Raw genomic sequence first — 19,383 nt, forward strand, 5'->3', positions numbered from 1 at the left:
TCTCCTAGAAGTGGGTGTTGATCGTTCCGACAACGGTGTAGTCAGCGTCGACCAGCGGCAGCACGCGCCACTTGTCGAAGGCGGTGCAGGGGTGCGAGATGCCGAAGGCGACCAGCTCGCCCACCTCGAGCGAGCCGCGCACGATCGTGTGCTGGTCCTGCATCCTCACCACCGTCAGGCCCTCGCGCCTGGGGATCGGCAGTCCCTCGTCGAAGGGGGCGTCGCGCTTGCCCATGCCGACGATCGCCAGCCCGGGCTCGGGCGTCGACAGCACGTGCGCCCAGATCTCGAAGGCGGGCTCGAGCGAGCCCTGGATGCGGTTGAAGGGGGTGCGCTCGCGGTAGTAGCCGTCGTCGTGGGAGACGTAGGCGCCGCTGCGCAGGATGACCTGGGCCTGGGTGGTGACCAGCTCGCGGCCGATCACGTCGAACCACTGGCTGCCGCCGACGCTCAGGATGGGGGCGCGCAGGTGCTCGGCGGCGTTCTGCAGGATCGCCAGATACTTCCTGACGTCCTGGGCCGTCTTCAGCGAGCCCTCGTAGCCCGCCACACCGGCAGGCTCGACGCCCTCGACCTGCCGCACGTGGTCGGCCAGGTCGAGCAGGTCCTGAAAGGTCCTGCACCCGGCCCTGCCGCCTTCGTGACCCATCTCCACCAGCACCCTGAAGGGCCGCGCGCCCGCGTGCTTCGCGAGCAGGTCCACGCCCGCGCGCGAGTCGACGAAGCTGAGGAACTCGAAGGAGGGGTCGGCCGCCAGCTCCGCCGCGGCCCAGTCGAGCCCGGCGGGGTCGACGACCTGGTTGGCGACGATGATCCTGGAGACCCCGAAGCCGCGCACGATCATCGCCTGGCTCGGCGTGGCGACCGTCATCCCCCACGCGCCCGCGTCGAGCTGCATTCCGGCGATCTCGGGGGACATGTGGGTCTTGGCGTGGGGCGCGAAGAGCATGCCGTGGTCGCGGGTGAAGGCGGCCATCGTGGCGATGTTGTGCTCGAGCGCGTCGCGCTTCACGACCATCAACGGGAAGCTGAACGGCCCGCCGAACACGTGCTGTCCGAGAACTTTCGCTCCTGACCGAATCCCCTTCACCGCACCGACCCTACCGGGCGCGCGCTCAGGAGGTGGGGCGCAGGGCTCGCCCCGGGGTACGGCCGGTCAGCGCGCCGTCCGACAGCACGCGCACCCCCGACACCAGCACCTCGGAGATCCCTGTCGCGGGGGTGCGCGGCGCGGCGTAGGTGGCCAGGTCGGCCACCGTCGCGGGGTCGATCACGACGACGTCCGCGGCGAGCCCCTGCCGCAGCAGACCGCGGTCGCCCAGCCCGAAGCGCCTGGCCGGGTGCGAGGCGAGATGCACGACGGCCTCCTGCCAGGTCCAGTCCCCCAGCTCGCGCACGTGGGTGCCGAGGAACCTGGCGAAGGCGCCCCAGCCGCGGGGATGCGGGTGCCCGCCCACGTAGATGCCGTCGGAGCCGCCGGTGTGCGCGGGGTGGCGCAGCACGCGCCGCACCGACTCCTCGCCCTCGGGCCCCTCGTCAGGACGGCCGACCACGCAGCCGGCCTCCAGCCTGGTGTCCACCAGCAGCCTGCGGCAGAACTCCGACGGCGGGACGCCCTTGCGCACCGCGGCCTCCACGATGGTCAGCCCCTCGGCCCACTCCTCGCCGGGCGCGTGCGAGACGGTCAGGCGGGGCCACAGGCCGTCCAGCGTGGGCCACCAGTCGGCCAGGGAGGAGGACTCGAGGACGTCGAGCGCCCTGTCGACCTCGGCGGCGGGCACCTGAGGCGGCAGCACGATCATCGCGAGGATGGTGCTGCCGCGCAGGTAGGGATAGGTGTCGAAGCTCAGGTCGACGTCGTGGGCAAGCGCCGACTCCACCAGAGGGAGCAGGACGTCCGCGGGCCCGTGCAGGTGGGAGACGTGCATGGCGGCCCCCGACGACCTGGCGATCTCCACCACCTCGGCCATCCCGACCCCCGCGCCGGTGCCGTAGGCGCGCATGTGCGTGACGTACGGCAGCGCGCCCAGCGGCCAGCACAGCGCCGCGAGCTCGGCGGAGGAGGCGTTGCGCCCCGGCAGGTACTCCAGGCCGCTCGACAGCCCGACCGCGCCGTCGGCCAGCCCCTTCTCCACGTGGGCGAGCATCTGGGCCAGCTCGCTCGCCGAGGCGGCGTCGGGCGAGGGGCCCATCACGTCGTAGCGGATGGTGCCGTGCGGGAGCAGGTAGGCGGTGTTGAGCGCGGTCGCCCTGTCGTATCCGGCCAGCAGCTCGGCGACGCTCGCCGCCCCGTCGAGAAAGGGGTGCACGCCGTTGACCGCGGCGAAGTAGCGGGTGGCGTAGTTCACGGTGGCCGCCGAGCCCGGCGCGTAGGACAGGCCGTCCTGACCGAGGACGAACGTGGTCACCCCCTGGCGCAGCGCCGCCAGCTGCACCTCGGGGTCGAAGACCAGGGCGTCGCCGTGGGCGTGGCAGTCGATGAATCCCGGCGCGACGAAGCGCCCCGACGCGTCGATCACCTGCGCCGCGTCGGCCCCCTCGAGCCGTCCGACCGCGGTGATCCGCTCCCCGGTGATCCCGATGTCCGCCCTGAACGCCGGAGCCCCGGTGCCGTCGAGCACCCGCCCGCCACTGATGACCACGTCGAACGTCACACGAAGATTCAACCACTGGTGCGCTCCACCGACGCCGCCCCCGGCGCGGCCCGCGGCTCGACCCCGGCCCGACGCCAGTCCGTGATCACCGTCACCGGCGACACGGGGCGCCGTAGGCGCTCACTGCTACCTGGAGCGCCCCTCGCAGGCCGGCTGCGGCACGACGGGGTGCAGGGCGAGCAGATCGCGGGCCTGCGCCCTGGCCAGGTTCCAGCCGTTCCACGAGTCGGCCTCGGCCAGGCCGTTGTTCTTGACCACGTCGGCCAGGACGCAGCTGCGCAGCGGCTCCGGCAGCCTGTCCAGCTCGGGGACGGCCTCCGCGCCGAGGTCGCCGACGTAGTCCTGGTCGATGCGCTCCACGCCCCTGATGTCGACCTGCGTTCTCGCGACCTGGAGGTCGGGGTTCCACACGGCGAACGACAGCAGGCCCGCGCCGGTCAGCAGGACGACCGTCCTCGGCAGCCAGGCCGAGCCGAACCCCGCCAGCCGTACGGCGCCCGCCACCAGGACCGTGGCGAACACCGCGCCGAGCCACCAGATGGTCGCGGCGACCGAGGCGCGCAGGCGCGACAGGCCGTAGGCGTCGGTGTAGAGGTCGAGGCGGTGCATCGCCGAGACCAGGATGACCAGGGTGAAGGCGCACAGCACACCCAGCAGGATCGCCAGCGCCCATCGGTCCCCGCGCTCGGCCTTTACCACGCTGGTGGCCACGGCGACGATGCCGAGCACGAACACGCTGACCACCATCAGCTGGAAGAAGCCCTGCCTGGCGTAGTCGGCGTAGGTGAGGCCCGTGGTGCGCATGACCCAGGCACTGCTGCCGAACAGCGCGGTGACCTGAACCGCGACGAAGGCGGCGAACAGCAGGTTCAGCCCGGTCAGCGGCACCACCCACAGGCTGCGGTTCAGGCGGGTCCTGAACGACGGGCTGACGGGGTCGGAGACGGGACGCATCGCCACCAGCACCGCCGCGGCCGCCAGCGCGGCGAAGAGCACGAAGACGAAGATCCGCAGCGGCAGCGCCTCCGCCCAGTCGGGGGCGGTGAACAGGCGGTCGACGAAGGAGGCGAAGACCTTGTCCGCCGAGGCGAACAGGATGCCGAAGACCACCAGCAGCACGGCGGTGATGCCGAGCCCCGCCAGCAGCGGCATGATGCGCCGCCGTCCCACGAACGTCTTCATCGGGCCCGCGAGGAACCACGGAACGGGAAACAGCGCGAGCACGATCGAGATGCCGCCCCTGATCAGGGCCAGCCAGCCGCGGCCGGCCCCCGAGACGGCCAGCGCGCCCAGGCCGAAGGCCCCGCCGAGCAGCGGGACGACCAGCCAGTCCGCATCCCTGACCGCGACCATCGCCACCAGGCCGTAGGCGATCAGGGCGTAGGCGGCGGTCCACGGAGTCACCCTGCGCAGGGCCGCGGGCAGCGTGGCCGCGCCCAGCACCAGGGCGACCAGCGCCAGGCCGAGGCCGGGCATGGCGTCCGGCAGCGCCACCGCCGCGAAGACGCCCACCCCGAGCACGGCGGGCAGCAGCCAGCGCGGGCTGTCGGGCACCTCGGGGCGGGGGAACAGCGGCGGCGGCACGTACGGCGGCGCCGGCGACCGCGGCCCCTGCGGCGGCTGATGATGCGGGCCGGCGGGACCGGCCGTCTCGCGGGTCCTGGACGCGGCATCAGCGGCGCCCGCCACGAGAACGGGAGTCGGCGGATAGGGCACCCGCTGGTGGGACGGGGGTTGATGGGACGCCGGCTGATGGGACGCGGGCTGGTGGGGCGCCTGCGGATGGGGCGCCCGCTGGTGGGACGCGGGTTGATAGGGCCCGGCCTGGTGGGGCGCCGGCGGATAGGGCGCCTGCGGGTAAGGCGGCGGCTGGTAAGGGGCTCCCTGCGGCCGGCCCGCGCCGATGGCCGAGCCGACGGCGGCCCCGCCCGCGCTGGACATCAGCATGATGACGACGCCGGCCACGGCGCCGAAGAGCAGCCCGATGAAGAAGGCCAGGAAGAGCCCGATGAGGAAGCCGACCGCGAGCCCGACCAGGGTCCACAGCATCACCGCGCCCCTCGCCACGCCCGGGGGCTGCGGCGGCGCCAGGTGGCCGGGCAGCCGCTGAGGCGCATGAACATCCTCGCGCGCGAGTTGCTCGGGCGGCGCGGCCGCTTCCCGCACCTCCCGCTCCCCCTGTTCGGCGACCGCCTCCTCGGCGGCCTTCCCCACCGCGACGGCCTCCGCGACCTCCGCGACCCCGGCGGCCTCGGTGATCTCGGCGGCCCGAGGGGGACCCGTCACCCCTAGCCGCGCCATGTCCGGTTCCATCATGATCCTCTCTGGAAGGTCGACGATCATGCGGCACCCCGCGCCGTCGTCGATGCGAATGGATCCACCGTGCAGCTCGACGATCTCCTTCACGATCGCCAGGCCGAGCCCCGATCCGCCGGCGTCCGCCGCACGTGCCGAGTCCAGTCTGGAGAAGCGTTCGAAGACCCGCGCCCGCGCGGCCTGGGGGATTCCTGGGCCCCTGTCGGCCACCACGAGGCGCACCCCCTGGCCGTGGGCGGAGGCCGACAGCGTCACCACGCCGGCGCTCGGGCTGTGCCGTACGGCGTTGTCGAGCAGGTTGGCCAGCACCTGCGCGAGCAGGTCGGGGTCAGCGCTCGCGACCAGCCCCTTCGCGCAGGTGTAGGTGATCGTCACGTCGTCCCTGGCCAGGGCGGACTCACGGGCGGCCTGCTGGAGCAGCGGCTCCAGCGTGACCGGCTCGGCCTCCAGGTGGCGCACCCCCGAGTCGAGGCGTGACAGGTCGAGGAGCTGGGCGACGAGGCGGCCGAGGCGCTCGGTCTGGGCCAGCGCCGTCCCCAACGTGACGGGGTCGGCGGCCGAGACGCCGTCGACCACGTTCTCCAGCACCGCGCGCAGCCCCGTGATCGGGGTGCGCAGCTCGTGGGAGACGTTGGCGACCAGCTCGCGACGCTGCCTGTCGACCTCGCCGAGGTCGGCGGCCATCGCGTTGAACGCCCTGGCCAGCTCCCCCACCTCGTCCCGCGACGAGGCGCGCACGCGCAGCGTGTAGTGGCCCTTGGCGATGGTCTGGGCGGCCGAGGCGAGCTGGCGCAGCGGCTTGGTCATGCCGTGCGCCAGCACCTGCACCATGATCAGCGCGAGGATGCTCGCCACGGCGATCCTGACCTCGCGCGAGGCGCCCGCGTTGAGCCCGACCTCGTTGACCACGAAGGCCGTGCCCACCGCCAGGACGATGACGATGCCCAACTTGACCTTGATGCGCCCCAGGAAGTCGAGCGGCCTCATCGGCGCACCAGCGCGTAGCCCACCCCGTGCACCGTGCGCACCACGTCGGGTCCGAGCTTGCGGCGCAGCGCCCGCACGTGGCTGTCCACGGTCCTGGTGGCCGCCGCCTCGGAGAAGCCCCAGACGTCGGACAGCAGCCTGTCACGCTCGAAGACCTGTCCTGGCCGCTCGGCCAGGCGGCGCAGGAGGTCGAACTCCGTGCGGGTCAGCTGCGCCTCCGTGCCGCGCACGAACACCCTGCGGGCGGCGGTGTCGATCTCGACCTCGCCGACCCTGATCACGGTGTCCTCGACGGCCAGTTGGGCCGCCCGCTCCACCCGCCGCAGCAGGGCGTGGATCCTGGCGACCAGCTCCCGCATGCTGAACGGCTTGGCGAGATAGTCGTCGGCGCCCACGCCGAGGCCGACCAGCACGTCGGTCTCCTCGCCGAGCGCGGTCAGCATCAGCACGGGCACCGGTCTGGCCGCCTGCATCCTGCGGCACACCTCCAGGCCGTCGAGGCCGGGCAGCAGCCGGTCGAGAATCACCAGGTCGGGCTCCGCTCTGCCGTAGGCGACGAGCGCCGCCTCGCCGTCGCTCGCGACGCGCACGTCGAAGCCCTCCGCAGCCAGCCTGTTGCGCACGGCCAGCGCGATCGTCTCGTCATCCTCGACCACGAGGATCCGTCGCTGATCTGCCACGGACCGAAGCCTAGAAGGGGCGTGTGCAGACGACACTGCCTCGGTCGTGCATATTTGGTGCACATGGACATCTCCGCCTACCTGCGCAGGCTCGGTCTCGAGGCCGCCCCTCCCTCACTCGACCAGCTGAAGGCGCTGCACGTCGCGCACATCGAGCGCGTGCCGTACGAGGCGCTGGAGATCTGGCTCGACCGCCCGACCACCGTCGATCCTGCCGAGTCCGCCGCGCGGATCGTCCGCGGGCGCGGAGGGTACTGCTACCACCTCAACGGCGCCTTCTCCCTGCTGCTCGAGGCGCTCGGCTACCAGGTGACCAGGCATGTCGGCGGCGTGCACATGCGTGGCGCCGAACCGGCGATCTCCGCCAACCACCTGGTTCTCACCGTGCGCCTGCCCGAAGGCGACTGGATGGTGGACCTCGGGCTCGGCGACGCTCTCCACGAGCCGCTCCCCCTGGTCGAGGGACGCTACCGCCAGGGGCCCTTCGAGTACGGCCTGCGCCCCTCGACCGTGGCCCCCGGCGGCTGGCACTTCGACCACGACCCCCGCGGCTCCTTCGCCGGCATGGACTTCGGCATGGAGCCGGCGCCGATGTCGGCCTTCGAGCAGATGCACAGGCACCTGACGACCTCTCCTGAGTCCGGGTTCGTCAGGGTGGCCACCGTGGCCCGCCGCGACGCCACGGGCGTCGACATCATGCGCGGGCTGTCGCTCACCAGGCTGGAGGCCGACAGCCGCGCCACGACCATGGAGACCTCGGCCGACTACTTCCAGGCGCTCGCGGACGTCTTCGGGCTGAGGTTCGACGCCGACGAGCGGGCGCTGCTCTGGGACAAGGTGTCCAGGGCTCACGCGGCCTGGACGGCCTCGGCGAGCACCTCGTCCACGGGCGAGGGCTTGACCCCGAGCACCTCCTCTGTCTCGGAGTAGTCCACCACGTAGGGCAGCCCCGGCGTGTGCAGGACCTCTCGCAGCTCGGCCCAGAAGGGGTCGGTGAACGCGAGCAGCGCGAGCTCCCTGTCCGTCATGGGCTCGAGCCTCGGCGCGGGCGCGCCGGCGACGTCGGCCAGCCTGGTCGCCAGAGCCCGCACCGAGAGCGTCGACACGGGCACGTGCCACGCCCGGCCCCACACCCGCTCGTCCCTGGTGGCGGCGACCAGCGTGCGGGCGACGTCGCCGATGGCCGAGAAGCTGTGCGGCACGTCCAGCTCCGAGGGGACGAGGGCGAGCGCGCCCGAGAGCACCTGTGGCTGGACCAGCAGGCCGAACTCCGACACCACGCCCTTGCCGTAGAACTGTGCCGCCCGCACCTCGGTCACCCGCGCTCCGGACGACACCGCCTCCTCCCACATCGCGGCCCTGACCCTGCCCTTGGGGCCCTTCGCCAGCAGCGGCAGGTCGGGGGTGATCGGGCCGTCGACGAGGCCGTAGCCGTACAGGTTGCCGAGCATCACGTACGAAACGCCCGTCCGCTTCACCGCCTCCAGCAGCGAACCGGCCAGGGCGGGGAAGTGCGAGGGCCACAGGTGGTAGGCCGGGGCGGCGCAGTTGATCAGCGTGTCCGCGCCGTCGAGGAGCCTGGTCAGCTCGGCAGTGTCGGTCGCGTCCGCCGCGACCCTCTCGATGAGCGGATGCTCGGGCCCGGCTCCCTTGCGGCTGACGAGGCGCACCCGCTCGCCGTCCTCCGCGAGCAGCATGGCCGTACGGCTGGCGGTCGCCGCAGCGCCCGTGATCACATGAAGTTTCTGCATACCGCCACCCTGGCTTTCCGGTACGGCATGCGATAGTGGCCTGAATGCCAACCATCCGGAGGATCTGGCCATGCATCGGATAGCGGTCGTCATCGTCCCGCCCGTCATGAGCTTCGACGTGTCGATCCCGCACATGGTCTTCGGCGACGCGTCCGGCTACGAGATCGGGGTCTGCACCGCCGTACCGGGCAGGCTGGACACCGTCGGCGGCCCGCAGATCCACGTCCCCGACGGGCTCGGCCTGGTGAAGGGCGCCGACACCGTGATCGCCGTCGGCAGCGGAGGCGGCGACGCCGACCCCCGCACGCTCGAGGTCCTCCGCACCGCCCACGCCGAGGGCGCGCGCATCGCCTCTCTCTGCACCGGCGCGTTCGTGCTCGCCCAGGCCGGGCTGCTCGACGGCCGCGACGCCACCACCCACTGGGGGCTGACCGGGGACCTGGCCGCGCGCTACCCGTCCGTCAACGTCCGCCCGGACGTCCTCTACGTCGAGGACGACGGCGTCTTCACCTCAGCGGGGGCGGCCGCCGCCATCGACCTGTGTCTCCACCTGGTGCGGCTCGACTTCGGCGCCGCCGCCGCCAACGCCGCCGCCAGGCTCGCCGTCGTCGCCCCCGTACGGCCAGGCGGCCAGGCGCAGTTCATCGAGACCCCGCTGCCTCCCGAGCGGGGCACCTCGCTCGCCGCCACCCGCGCGTGGGCGCTCGCCAGGATCGACAGGCCGCTGACGCTCAAGGATCTGGCCGCCCACGCCAGCACCAGCGTCCGCACCCTGACCAGACGCTTCCACGCCGAGACCGGGCTCAGCCCGCTGCAGTGGCTGCTCCACCGGCGCGTCGACCGCGCCCGCGAGCTCCTGGAGACCACCGACCTGCCCATGGACCAGGTCGCCGAGCGCAGCGGACTGGGCAGCGCCGACTCCCTGCGCAAGCACCTCACCACCAGGGCGGGGCTCACCCCGACCGCCTACCGCGCCACCTTCACCCGCCAGCGATGATGGTGGCAATTCACCACAAACCGCTATCGTGCTGTCTCGCTGCACGCGGTTGGACGGAGAAACCACGATGAACGGCCAACGCCGGCTGGCCGGACGCTATCGGCTGCTGGACACCCTGGGCAACGGATCGCTCTGGCTCGCCGCCGACGATCTCATGCGCCGCGACGTCGGAATCAGGGAGGTACGGCTCCCGCCCGACCCCGCCGCCCGCAGGGACCTGTGCGGCGCGGTCGGCCGCGAGGTCGGACTCGTCACAGGGCTCGGCCACGCCTCGATCGAGGCCGTCCACGAGGTGATCGTCGAGGACGGGCGCCCCTGGCTGGTCGTCGACCTCCCCCAGGGCCCCTCCCTCGAGCAGACGGTCCTCGAACGCCGCCCACTCCCTCCCGTGCAGGTCGCCCGCATCGCGGTGCACCTCATCTCGGCGCTGCGCGCGGTGCACGGGGTGGGGGTCGTGCACGGCGACATCCAGCCGTCCACCGTCGTCCTCACGCCCACGGGACGAGCCGTACTGACGGGCTTCGGTGTCTCCACCCCGTTCCGCCCCACGTCGGTGGGACCTGCGGCCGACCTGTGGTCGCTGGCCGCGACGCTGCACTTCGGACTCGAGGGCCGTCCTCCTGAGCAGGGCCGGCCGATCGGGGGACCGCTCGGCCCCCTCCTGACCGACATGCTCCACCCCGACCCCTCGGCCCGCCCCTCGGCCGAAGCGGTCGCCGGTGCCTTCGCCGATCTGGCCCGCGCCACCGCCTCACCCTCGACCACCCCTTCCCCGGCCGGATCCCCCCACGAGGAGCCCCCGCCGGCGGAACCCCACGCCTGGGAGCCGCCCCGCTCCGACCCCGAGACGAGTGGCACCTCTACCACGGGCCCGTCCGGCACGCCGCTGTCCTGGGAGCCGCTACCGGCCCCCGACCCGCCGACGTTCACCCCCGCCCGCCCGGTCGCCACCCCCGCGTCCGGCCACCGGCCGCCCGCGGCGCCCGCGAACGACGAGCCTGAGGGCGAACACTCCTCGGAGACCACCCCCGAGCACACGCTGCCCTCCGCCACGCCCGCGCAGCCCGACCTCTCGGACACCGAGTCCACCCAGCGAACCCCCCGCTCCACGCCGCTTCCCGACGACCTCGCCCCCACCGAGGAAGCCGCAGCCCCCGGGGACGCGAACCCCACCCCCGGTCCCGGTCCCGACTCGGATCCTCCTTCCCACGTCGATTCCGGCTCCGATCCGCATTCCGGCGTCGGCTCCACCCCCGGTTCCGGCGAAGGCTCTCATTCCGACCTCGGCTCTACCGCCGGTTCCAACTCAGGCCCCCATTCCGACCTCGGCTCCACCCCCGGTTCCGACTCAGGCCCTCATTCCTCAGGCTCTCATTCCGGCCTCGGCTTCGGGCCTGCCGCCGACCCGACGGTGCCCGGCGTAGTTCCGCACCTCGCGGAGGGCCCTCCCACCGATCCGGGGATCATCCGGTCGTATCCCGACGACACACCGGACGACGGCGCGCCCCAGACGCACTGGACCCCTCCCGCTGATCCCGAGGCGACTCAGGGGTTCCCTCTTCCCGCTCCCGTCGAGCCCGCCCCCGCCCCCTGGGAGGCTCCTCCACCTCCAGCGGGATGGGACACCCCACCCTCTCAGCCGATGTGGGACACCCAGCCCCCTCAGCCAACCGGAGACACCCCGCCTTCCCAGGCGACGTGGGACATCCAGCCCCCCGAGGCGACCTGGGACGCCCGGCACCCTGGAACGACCCGGGATGAGACAGCTGAGGCCACCTGGGACGCCCGACCCACTCGCACCACCCAGGACACCGAGACAGCAGAGGCCACCTGGGACGCCCGACCCACTCGCACCACCCGGGACACCGAGACAGCCGAAGCCACCTGGGACGCCCGACCCACTCGCACCACCCGGGACACCGAGACAGCCGAAGCCACCTGGGACGCCCGACCCACTGAACACACCCGGGACACCGAGACAGCTGAGGCGACCTGGGAGGCCCCTCGGTCCTCGACGACCTCGGGCACCCCGCACCCGGCGGCCTGGGAACCCCCGACCGCCTCGGATGCGCCACCGCACCCGGCGGCCTGGCAGCCTCCGGCGACCTGGGATGCCCCACCCTCGCCGCCGACCTGGGACGCTCCGCCAACGCCGGCCGCCTGGGACGCTCCGCCAACGCCGGCCGCCTGGGACGCTCCGCCAACGCCGGCCGCCTGGGACGCCTCAGACCCGGCAGCGACGGGCCATGGTGGCGCCGTGCCAGGCCCGGGGTCCGCGATGACTGGATCTGACGGGCCGCCTTGGACGCCCGGAGATGAACCATCAGGTCCTACGGGTATGCCGCCGGGGCCCGGAGACCCCGTGTACGGGCCTCCCGGCGTGCAGCCGGGGCCCGCAGGTCCCATGTCAGGGCCCGTCGGTCCCGGAGGTCCCATGTCCGGGCCTGCGGGCATGCCCCCGGGGCCCGGGGGTCCGGGGTACGGGGGTCCGGGGTACGGGGGTCCGGGGTACGGGCCCGTCGGTGTGCAGCCGGGGTATGGGGGTCCGGTGCCGGGTCCTGCGGGTATGCCGCCGGGACCTGGGATGGCCTATCCCGGTGCTGGAGGTGTTCCCGCCGAGGGTCAGAGCGAGCGGCCTTCGTTGCTTCGCCGGGTTCTGCGTCGTGGCGGCAAGCAGCAGGCCGCCCAGCCGGGACCGCAGGCCGCACCGCCTCCCGGCACACCACCCGGTCCGTGGGGGCCAGCGCCCGCCGCGCCGCCCATGGCCGGAACCGCATGGCCTCATGGCGCCCCCCCGCCCCCCGGCACGCCCCCGGCCCCTGGCCCGTTCCCACCTCCCGGCATGCCGCCGACCCCCGACATGCCGTCGGCCCCCGGAATGCCGCCAGGCGACGGACTCCCGTCAGGCTCCGTGATGCCGCCAGGCGACGGAATGCCGTCGGGACCCGCGATGCCGCCAGGCGTCGGGATGCCGTCAGGGCCTGTGCTGCCACAGGACGTCGGGATGCCGTCGGGTCCCGTGATGCCACCGCCTCCGGGGATGACGGACGTCCCAGGAGCGCCGCCATCTGCGGGGATGCCGCCGGGATCCGCTGTGCCGCCTCCTGGGATGCCTCCGGGCCCTGGGATGCCGCCGCACGGGCCCGGCATGCCGCCTGCTCCCGGGGGCCCGGCCGATGCCTCCCTGCCCGCCGCCCCGCCGTGGGAACCGCAGCCGGGCGGCCTCGTACCGCCCTGGGAACCCCAGCCGAGCGGCCCCACGTCCTGGGAACCCCAGCAGCCGGGCGACCCCACACCATCCTGGGAACCGCAGCAGCCGGGCGGCCCCATGTCCTGGGAACCTCAAGCGGGCCCCACCTCGTGGGAGCCCCAGCAGCAGGGCGCCCCCACGCCATGGGAGCCGCACTCGGGCGGCGCTTGGGAGTCCGAGGGTGGGGTCGGGGCAGGTCCCGAAGGCGCGTCGCAGGCCGCGTGGGGGCTCCAGTCCTCCAGTGGGCCTCAGCAACCATGGGCGCCGCCCCCCGCCTCCGCCCCCCAGCCGTGGGGGCCTCCGCAGGCAGACGGCGGATGGACGCCCGCCCCTGAGGGCCCACCACCCGCCCCGACCGGTGCACCACCTGCTCAGGACGCGCAACCCGGTGGGTGGATGCCGCCCGTCGGTCCGTCCGGCCCTTGGGGCCCGCCCCCCGAGAACCGGGGAGGCCCGGGACCGGACGGCCAGGCACCGCAGCCATGGGCAGCCTCCCCGGACGCACCTCCAGCACAGGCACCGCAGCCATGGGCGCCGGGCCGGGAACAGCCAGAGCAGCCGTGGATGCCGGGCTCCGACAGCTGGGGACCGCCGCCGAGCCGGGCGGCGCAGTCGTGGGAACCCGCGATCGACGCCGCGCCCCCTGTGCTGGCCGCTGGTCACGACGAGCCCGAGCCGCCCCCCATCGTGGAGACGACGGCTCCCTTCAGACGGCCCGCCTACAGCGGTCCCCTCGTGCTCACCGAAGAGCAGGAGACGGCGGCGGCCCCCAGGGCCGAGCGTCCGCCGCGGACGCTGGACCAGCTGCTGGCCGAGGACGGCCTGCTGACGCCGGAGGCCGCCGCCCGGCTCGGACTGGCGGTGCTCGACCGCCTCGCGGCCGTGCACGGCGTGGGCGGCCACCACGGCGACCTGCGTCCCGGAAGCATCCTGGTCGGCGGTGACGATCAGGTGCGGCTGGCCGATCCGTCCCCCGCGCCTGGGCTGTCTCCCTACACCGCGCCCGAGGGCGGCATCGGACCGGCGGCCGACCTGTGGTCGCTGGGCGCCACGCTGTTCACGGCGGTCGAAGGACGTCCTCCCGCGCCCGGCGCGCCGCTGACGAGGGCGGGCGTGCTGGCTCCCGTGCTGTTCCGCCTGCTGTCGGGGGTCCCCGCGCAACGACTCACGGCCGACGCGCTGCGTCTGGACCTGCGGACGATCGCAGGCGAGCCGAGCCGTCCGTGAACGCCGTCTCCAGGGGACGGTGAACGCACGAGGAGCGTCCCCTGGACGGGCGGTGAGCGGTGACCGCGGAGGCGCACTCCCGTGCGGCAGCCGTACGGGAACGGCCGTCGGGAGGGGCCGCGCCTGGAGCCGAAGGCTCCGGAAAATGAGATATATCGCGGATGGAACCGTGCGGGGGCTGCCGATCGTTGGACGGACGACGCAGAATGTGGAGAGGCGGGGCGCGGGCTCCGCGTTCGGAGGGATTTGAGGATGTCGCCCGTCCAGAAGTACGCCATAGGCGCCGGTATAGCCGTCCTGCTGTCGTGGATCTTCCTGCCCGGCTGGCTCACCCTGCTGGTGGTGCTCGGCGTGGTCGCCGCCCCTGTGGTCGGTTACATGATGCTCGACCCCTCGCAGCGCGAGCGGCTCAAGAGGGCGCGCCGCCGAGGGATCGGCGGCTAGAGGTCAAGGGGCGGGAGGCCCTCAGGCCGCGATGGTCTCCCGCACCCCGGCCGTCACCCTGCGCTCGACGTAGAACGACAGCAGCGGCACCGTGCCCGCGAGCATGATGCCGAGCATGCGCCCCCAGCTCCATCGGGCCTTCATGCCGAGGTTCATCACGGCGATCAGGTAGAGCATGTAGAGGAACCCGTGGATCGGCGAGACGATCTTGGAGGGCTCCGGGATGTCGAAACCGTACCTGAGCACGATGGCCACGCAGAGCACGAGCAGCATGGTGCCGACGATGTACGCGAGGACCCGGAAGGGCTTGAGAGCGGACTCCACGATCATCAACCTTCTAGAGCGACTTCGGGGGACTTGCTGGCGGAGGAGGAGCGGACGGCGTCGCGGACGAAGTGGAACCACATGAACACCGCGAACCCCGCGAAGATCCACCAGTTGGCCGCGTAGGCCAGGTTACGCCAGGTGAGCGTGCCGCCCGTGACGGGTGGCGCCACCTTGACGGGGGTCAGGCCAGGGGTCGGCGCGACCACGAACCCGTTGCGCACCTTCTCACCCCGCCACAGGTTGATCAGCTCGGCGGTGGAGACCGTCTGCACCTGTCCTGCGGGCACGCCGCCCGCCCTGCGCTGGACGCTGTCGGTGCCCTCGGGCGCGCGCAGCCGCCCGCTCACCGTCACCTGCCCAGCCGGTACGGCGATGGCGGGGTCGTCGGCCTTGGGTACCCATCCCCGCACGACCGGCACCATCGTGTCGTCGGGCAGCACGAGCGGGGTGAGCACCCAGTAGCCCTCGCCCCTGGAGACGTTGCCGCCGGGAGCGGCGACGTCGGGCCTGCGGTCGGCGACGAGCAGCTGCCTGGCCGCGTCGTAGGACCCGGACGCGGTGACCCGGCGGCCCACGGCGGGCCCTTCGATCTGGGTGCCGACCCTGCTGAGCGTCTCGACGGCGACGGGCGCGGGGTCGACGCTGGCCTGCGGCTTGCCTGACTCCTCGAACACGCCGAGCTGCCAGCGTCCGAGCAGGATGAAAGACACCAGAACCCCGATCACGAGCAGGTGCAACCCCAGCATGCGGGGTGAGAGCAGGGTTCTGAGCATGCGTTCACGGTATCCGCCCACTCCGCCGGTCCGATAATCGAGTGGCCCTATCGAGTCATGCCAAAAGGTGCAAATGCACCAGGTGATCCCGCTAGAGTGCAACGCATGTCTGACCAGCACATCGATCCTGCGGGGAACACTCAGCAGTTCCGCGCGTTCGCCCAGCGGTCCGAGAACGAGTCGGCGGCCGCGCCCAAGCGCTCCGCCGCCCTCCCGATCATCGCGGTGGTCCTCGCCATCGCGATCGTCGGCGTGGTCGCCTACCTGCTCCTGGTCTAGTCGCCAGGAGCCCCTCCACCCGCCGCGAGACGAGTCACGGCGGGTTTTCGTCGTGTCCGGAGACGCTCGGGCACTCCGGATCGAAGCTCTCCTCTGGACCCCGGCCAGGGTGAATGACTACATTGGACTATGTGTCCAATAAAGTCGATCTGGACAGGTTCCGCGAGGTGCAGCGGCTCGCCTACCGGGGCGCCGAGCACGTGGCCTCCCGGCTCGAACCCGGCGTCACGGAGCGCATGGCCGCGGCCGCGCTGCGCCGGTGGCTGGAGCGCCACGGCGTCGACGACTGGTTCCACGTCCCGTTCGCCTGGTTCGGCGAGCGCACGGCCTTCCGCCGCTTCCGCTTCCCGACACAGTTCCTGCCGACCAACACGCGGCTCGCGGACGGCATGCCGTACGTGCTGGACGCCGCGCCCGTCGTGGACGGCTACGTCGCCGACATCGGTCTCTCGGGCCGCCTGGGCTCCAACCCCGTCTGGGATCGGCTGGACAGGGACCTGTCCGTCCATCGGTCGGCCATCCTCGACCTCGTACGGCAGCGCCGCACGTTCAGCGACATCTACCGCGCGGTCGACGACCTGATCGCCCGCCAGGGCAACACCAACAGGCACCAGGTCTACCCCGGCAGGGTGATCGGCCACCAGGTGACGCGCATCCGCGTGGGCGGCCCGCGCTTCGTCGTCCTCGACTCCTTCGGCGTGCGGACGCTCAGGACCATCGGCAGGGAGCTGATCAAGGAGAGGCTCGAAGGACGCTCTCCGCTCTGGGCGGGCGGCGCGGCCTCCGCCCATCCGCCCACTCCCGGGCTGTGGGCGGTCGAGCCCCACCTCGGCACGGAGGGCGACAGCGTGGGCGCCAAGTTCGAGGAGGTCATGGTCGTCACCGCCGACGACGCCTTCTGGCTCGACGACGACCTGCCCCACGTCCACCGCTGGAGGCGGGCGTGATCCAGCCGCGCAGGGTGCGCTTCTCCTGGGAGGAGACGCCGCTCCACTGGGTGCCGGGCGACCCCTTCACCACCCATCTGATCAACGTGCTGCACATGCTGCTCCCCGCGGGCGAGCGCTGGTTCGTGCACGTCTTCAGGCAGGCGCTGCCGTACGTCACGGACGACGAGCTGAAGGCCGAGGTCAAGGGGTTCATGGGCCAGGAGGGCACGCACGCCGTGGCCCACCAGCGCGTCCTCGAGCACATGAAGGAGCAGGGACTCGACCCCACGCCCTTCGTCGAGAACGTCGAGTGGCTCTTCGAACGCCTGCTCGGCGACCACACGCTGCCGCCGACGGCCAGGCGGTACTGGCTCAGGGAGCGGCTGGCGATCATCGCGGCGATCGAGCACTACACGGCGGTGCTCGGCGACTGGATCCTGCGCGCCAGGCCGCTGGACGAGGCGGGCGCCGACCCGGTGATGATGGACCTGCTGCGCTGGCACGGCGCGGAGGAGGTCGAGCACCGCAGCGTCGCCTTCGACCTCTACACGCACCTCGACGGCTCCTACGCCCGCAGGGCGCGCACGATGGCGCTGACGGGCGCCGTGCTGCTCTTCCTGCTCAGGCGCGGCGCGGGGTTCCTGCTGGCCAACGACCCGATCGTGGACGGCCGCATGACCGCCAGGTGGACCCACTTCCTCCGCAGGTCGCGCGAGGGCAGGGTGCCGACGCTGCGCAGCCTGCTCATGGCCGCGCCCCGGTACCTGCGTCCCGGCTTCCACCCCAGCCAGGAGGGCGACCTCGGGGCCGCCCTGGACTACATCGCGATCTCCCCCGCGCACGCCGAGTTCGAGTCGTACAGGAGGGCCCGTGGAAAGCAGTGACAAGCCGGGAATCGTCATCATCGGCTCCGGCTTCGCCGGAATCGGCATGGCGATCAAGCTGAAGGAGTCCGGCTACCACGACTTCGTCATCCTGGAGAAGGCCGAGGACCTGGGCGGCACCTGGCGCGACAACACCTACCCCGGCTGCGCCTGCGACGTCCCCTCGCACATGTACTCCTACTCCTTCGAGCTCAACCCCGCCTGGTCGCGGATGTTCTCCCCGCAGGAGGAGATCTGGGAGTACATACGGGCGTGCGGGTGGAAGTACGGCATCGACCCCCATATCCGGTACGGCAAGCACGTCGTGAGCCTCGAGTACCTCGGCCGCGAATGGGAGATCACCACCGCGGACGGCGAGGTCATGAGGGCCAACGCGGTGATCTCCGCCATCGGCGCCCTCCACATCCCGAAATTTCCAGAAATTGCGGGGCGGTTCGCGGGGCCTTCGTTCCACTCCGCCGAGTGGGACCACTCCGTCGACCTCAAGAACAAGCGCGTCGCGGTCATCGGCACCGGCGCCTCCGCCGTTCAGTTCGTCCCGCGGATCGCCCCTGAGGCCGCCCACCTCACGCTCTTCCAGCGCACACCTGCGTGGATCCACCCGAAGCCCGACTTCGCCGTCTCCCCCGCCATGCGGCAGGCGCTCCGCCTGCCGGGAGCGGCCCGCGCGCTGCGCAACGGCATCTACTGGGCGCTGGAGACCAGGGCGCTGGGCTTCGCCGTCGACCCGCGCCTGATGAAGATGCACGAGAGACTGGCCCTGCGGCATCTCGAACGTCAGGTCCCCGACAGGGAACTGCGCCGCAAGCTCACCCCCGACTACACGATCGGCTGTAAGCGCATCCTCGTCTCCAGCGATTTCTATCCGGCGCTGAGCAGGGAGAACGTCACCCTCGTCACCGAGGGGATCACCGAGCTGCGCGACCACGCCGTCGTCGACGCGACGGGCGGGGAGCACCCCGCCGACGTGGTGATCTACGGTACCGGCTTCAGGGTGACCGACGCCCTGCAGGAGCAGCGGATCGTCGGCAGGGAGGGGCTGAAGATCCAGGACGCGTGGCAGGACGGCATCGAGGCCTACTACGGCATCACCACCGCGGGCTTCCCCAACCTGTTCTTCCTGCTGGGCCCGAACACGGGGCTGGGCCACACCTCGGTGGTGTTCATGATCGAGTCGCAGGTCCGCTATGTCATGGACTGCCTGCGCCTGCTGTCGAAGACGGGGGCGAGGGCGATCGACGTCAGGCCCGAGCGGCAGCGAGCCTTCAACGAGCGGCTGCAGGAGCGGCTGAACCGGCTGGTCTGGACCGAGGGCGGCTGCCGGTCGTGGTATCTGGACGAGCACGGCGTCAACAGGACGACCTGGCCGGGCTTCACCTTCGAGTACTGGGCGCGTACCAGGAAGATGAAGCCCGACGCCTATGAGCTGATCTACTAGCTAGCAATAACGGGCAGGCGCGATTCGGTCCATTTTGTGACCGAAACGGCCTCGGTAGTTGGCGCTGTAGTCACCGTCCGAGGCCCTCCGCCTGTCGTGCCAGTTCCATTCGGAGTCGGCCGTGTCGACGAAGCAGGCTCCGCGGTTGGCCACGAACGAGCCCACGTTGTCGGCGTGGGTGCCGCCGACGAAGACGTTGCCGTTCCCCTCCCACCAGGTGAAGACGGATCCGGTGTAGTTGGCGCCTGTCCACAGGCACACGTGCGCGTGGCACGGCGGCGGCGCCGCCACCGCGCCCTCCGCCGACGCGGCAGGCATGGCCAGCGCGCCGGCGACCAGGGCGGAGGTGACCAGCAGGTGCAGGGGTCTCATACGGGGGGTTCCTCTCACGACGAGTTTCGGACACCCCGCACCCTATGGCGTTGCGTAATTCTCTGACTACGGACA

Annotated in this window: 16 protein-coding genes; 8 read left to right on the forward strand and 8 right to left on the reverse strand. The window is 72.2% G+C overall.

The genetic code is table 11. The features are described from left to right. Positions 1-4: 4 nt before the first annotated feature. The 4 genes from FHR33_RS19545 to FHR33_RS52695 all read right to left on the reverse strand — a co-directional run bounded on the left by FHR33_RS19545 (position 5) and on the right by FHR33_RS52695 (position 6,637). Entirely contained in the window at positions 5-1,090 is a 1,086-nt protein-coding gene (locus FHR33_RS19545) for an alanine racemase (RefSeq protein ID WP_312895619.1), read from the reverse strand. Positions 1,091-1,115: 25 nt separating this feature from the next. Further along, complete coding sequence (locus tag FHR33_RS19550) at positions 1,116-2,654, reverse strand: N-acyl-D-amino-acid deacylase family protein (RefSeq protein ID WP_183649689.1); 1,539 nt, start codon at positions 2,652-2,654, stop codon at positions 1,116-1,118. A 126-nt stretch (positions 2,655-2,780) separates the two neighbouring features. Further along, positions 2,781-5,957, reverse strand: a complete 3,177-nt coding sequence (locus tag FHR33_RS19555) for a DUF4153 domain-containing protein (RefSeq protein WP_183649691.1) — start codon at positions 5,955-5,957, stop codon at positions 2,781-2,783. Then, complete coding sequence (locus FHR33_RS52695) at positions 5,954-6,637, reverse strand: response regulator transcription factor (protein ID WP_183649694.1); 684 nt, start codon at positions 6,635-6,637, stop codon at positions 5,954-5,956. The genes FHR33_RS19555 and FHR33_RS52695 overlap by 4 nt, the downstream gene beginning before the upstream one ends. Positions 6,638-6,700: 63 nt before the next feature. Between FHR33_RS52695 and FHR33_RS19565 the strand changes: the two genes are divergently transcribed. Further along, complete coding sequence (locus FHR33_RS19565) at positions 6,701-7,567, forward strand: arylamine N-acetyltransferase family protein (protein WP_183649697.1); 867 nt, start codon at positions 6,701-6,703, stop codon at positions 7,565-7,567. On the opposite strand, the gene FHR33_RS19570 is transcribed toward FHR33_RS19565, so the two are convergent. Beyond that, positions 7,486-8,388: a Rossmann-fold NAD(P)-binding domain-containing protein gene (locus tag FHR33_RS19570; RefSeq protein WP_221241166.1), complete on the reverse strand. Its 903-nt coding sequence runs from the start codon at positions 8,386-8,388 to the stop codon at positions 7,486-7,488. The two genes, FHR33_RS19565 and FHR33_RS19570, sit on opposite strands and share 82 nt — an antisense overlap. A gap of 70 nt (positions 8,389-8,458) precedes the next feature. Here FHR33_RS19570 and FHR33_RS19575 point away from each other — a divergent pair, with 70 nt between their 5' ends. The 3 genes from FHR33_RS19575 to FHR33_RS19585 all read left to right on the forward strand — a co-directional run bounded on the left by FHR33_RS19575 (position 8,459) and on the right by FHR33_RS19585 (position 14,306). Beyond that, positions 8,459-9,385 (forward strand): GlxA family transcriptional regulator, encoded by a 927-nt coding sequence (locus FHR33_RS19575; RefSeq protein WP_183649700.1) that lies wholly within the window; start codon positions 8,459-8,461, stop codon positions 9,383-9,385. Between the two features lie 154 nt (positions 9,386-9,539). After that, positions 9,540-13,862, forward strand: a complete 4,323-nt coding sequence (locus tag FHR33_RS53750) for a protein kinase domain-containing protein (RefSeq protein ID WP_512700087.1) — start codon at positions 9,540-9,542, stop codon at positions 13,860-13,862. A gap of 252 nt (positions 13,863-14,114) precedes the next feature. After that, entirely contained in the window at positions 14,115-14,306 is a 192-nt protein-coding gene (locus FHR33_RS19585) for a tail-anchor membrane protein (RefSeq protein ID WP_183649705.1), read from the forward strand. Between the two features lie 21 nt (positions 14,307-14,327). On the opposite strand, the gene FHR33_RS19590 is transcribed toward FHR33_RS19585, so the two are convergent. Together FHR33_RS19590 and FHR33_RS19595 are read right to left on the reverse strand one after the other, a co-directional pair. Beyond that, positions 14,328-14,636 (reverse strand): DUF3817 domain-containing protein, encoded by a 309-nt coding sequence (locus FHR33_RS19590; protein ID WP_221241167.1) that lies wholly within the window; start codon positions 14,634-14,636, stop codon positions 14,328-14,330. Then, the gene (locus FHR33_RS19595; RefSeq protein WP_183649710.1) at positions 14,636-15,406 is read right to left on the reverse strand and encodes an SURF1 family protein; all 771 of its coding nucleotides are present in this window, start codon (positions 15,404-15,406) and stop codon (positions 14,636-14,638) included. The genes FHR33_RS19590 and FHR33_RS19595 overlap by 1 nt, the downstream gene beginning before the upstream one ends. Positions 15,407-15,511: 105 nt before the next feature. On the opposite strand from FHR33_RS19595, the gene FHR33_RS19600 reads away from it, so the two are divergent. The 4 genes from FHR33_RS19600 to FHR33_RS19615 all read left to right on the forward strand — a co-directional run bounded on the left by FHR33_RS19600 (position 15,512) and on the right by FHR33_RS19615 (position 18,936). Further along, positions 15,512-15,685, forward strand: coding sequence for a flagellar basal body-associated FliL family protein (locus FHR33_RS19600; protein ID WP_183649713.1), 174 nt, complete (start codon positions 15,512-15,514; stop codon positions 15,683-15,685). 131 nt (positions 15,686-15,816) lie between these two features. Further along, positions 15,817-16,632: a M24 family metallopeptidase gene (locus FHR33_RS19605; protein WP_312895620.1), complete on the forward strand. Its 816-nt coding sequence runs from the start codon at positions 15,817-15,819 to the stop codon at positions 16,630-16,632. Next, a complete protein-coding gene (locus FHR33_RS19610) occupies positions 16,629-17,498 on the forward strand; it encodes a metal-dependent hydrolase (protein ID WP_312895621.1) in 870 nt (289 codons plus the stop codon). The genes FHR33_RS19605 and FHR33_RS19610 overlap by 4 nt, the downstream gene beginning before the upstream one ends. Next, complete coding sequence (locus FHR33_RS19615) at positions 17,485-18,936, forward strand: flavin-containing monooxygenase (RefSeq protein WP_312895622.1); 1,452 nt, start codon at positions 17,485-17,487, stop codon at positions 18,934-18,936. The genes FHR33_RS19610 and FHR33_RS19615 overlap by 14 nt, the downstream gene beginning before the upstream one ends. On the opposite strand, the gene FHR33_RS19620 is transcribed toward FHR33_RS19615, so the two are convergent. Further along, positions 18,937-19,308 (reverse strand): peptidase inhibitor family I36 protein, encoded by a 372-nt coding sequence (locus tag FHR33_RS19620; protein WP_183649719.1) that lies wholly within the window; start codon positions 19,306-19,308, stop codon positions 18,937-18,939. Positions 19,309-19,383: the final 75 nt, after the last annotated feature.

This window comes from Nonomuraea dietziae (assembly GCF_014195505.1).
In the GTDB taxonomy this organism is placed as follows: domain Bacteria; phylum Actinomycetota; class Actinomycetes; order Streptosporangiales; family Streptosporangiaceae; genus Nonomuraea; species Nonomuraea roseola.

Excerpts from the sequence above, each read along its gene's own strand:
- FHR33_RS19575 (WP_183649700.1), top strand. The coding sequence starts at position 8,459 with ATGCATCGGATAGCGGTCGTCATCGTCCCGCCCGTCATGAGCTTCGAC.
- FHR33_RS19590 (WP_221241167.1), bottom strand. The coding sequence starts at position 14,636 with ATGATCGTGGAGTCCGCTCTCAAGCCCTTCCGGGTCCTCGCGTACATC.
- FHR33_RS19600 (WP_183649713.1), top strand. The coding sequence starts at position 15,512 with ATGTCTGACCAGCACATCGATCCTGCGGGGAACACTCAGCAGTTCCGC.
- FHR33_RS19555 (WP_183649691.1), bottom strand. The coding sequence starts at position 5,957 with ATGAGGCCGCTCGACTTCCTGGGGCGCATCAAGGTCAAGTTGGGCATC.
- FHR33_RS53750 (WP_512700087.1), top strand. The coding sequence starts at position 9,540 with ATGCGCCGCGACGTCGGAATCAGGGAGGTACGGCTCCCGCCCGACCCC.
- FHR33_RS19595 (WP_183649710.1), bottom strand. The coding sequence starts at position 15,406 with ATGCTCAGAACCCTGCTCTCACCCCGCATGCTGGGGTTGCACCTGCTC.
- FHR33_RS19620 (WP_183649719.1), bottom strand. The coding sequence starts at position 19,308 with ATGAGACCCCTGCACCTGCTGGTCACCTCCGCCCTGGTCGCCGGCGCG.
- FHR33_RS19565 (WP_183649697.1), top strand. The coding sequence starts at position 6,701 with ATGGACATCTCCGCCTACCTGCGCAGGCTCGGTCTCGAGGCCGCCCCT.
- FHR33_RS19570 (WP_221241166.1), bottom strand. The coding sequence starts at position 8,388 with ATGCAGAAACTTCATGTGATCACGGGCGCTGCGGCGACCGCCAGCCGT.
- FHR33_RS19585 (WP_183649705.1), top strand. The coding sequence starts at position 14,115 with ATGTCGCCCGTCCAGAAGTACGCCATAGGCGCCGGTATAGCCGTCCTG.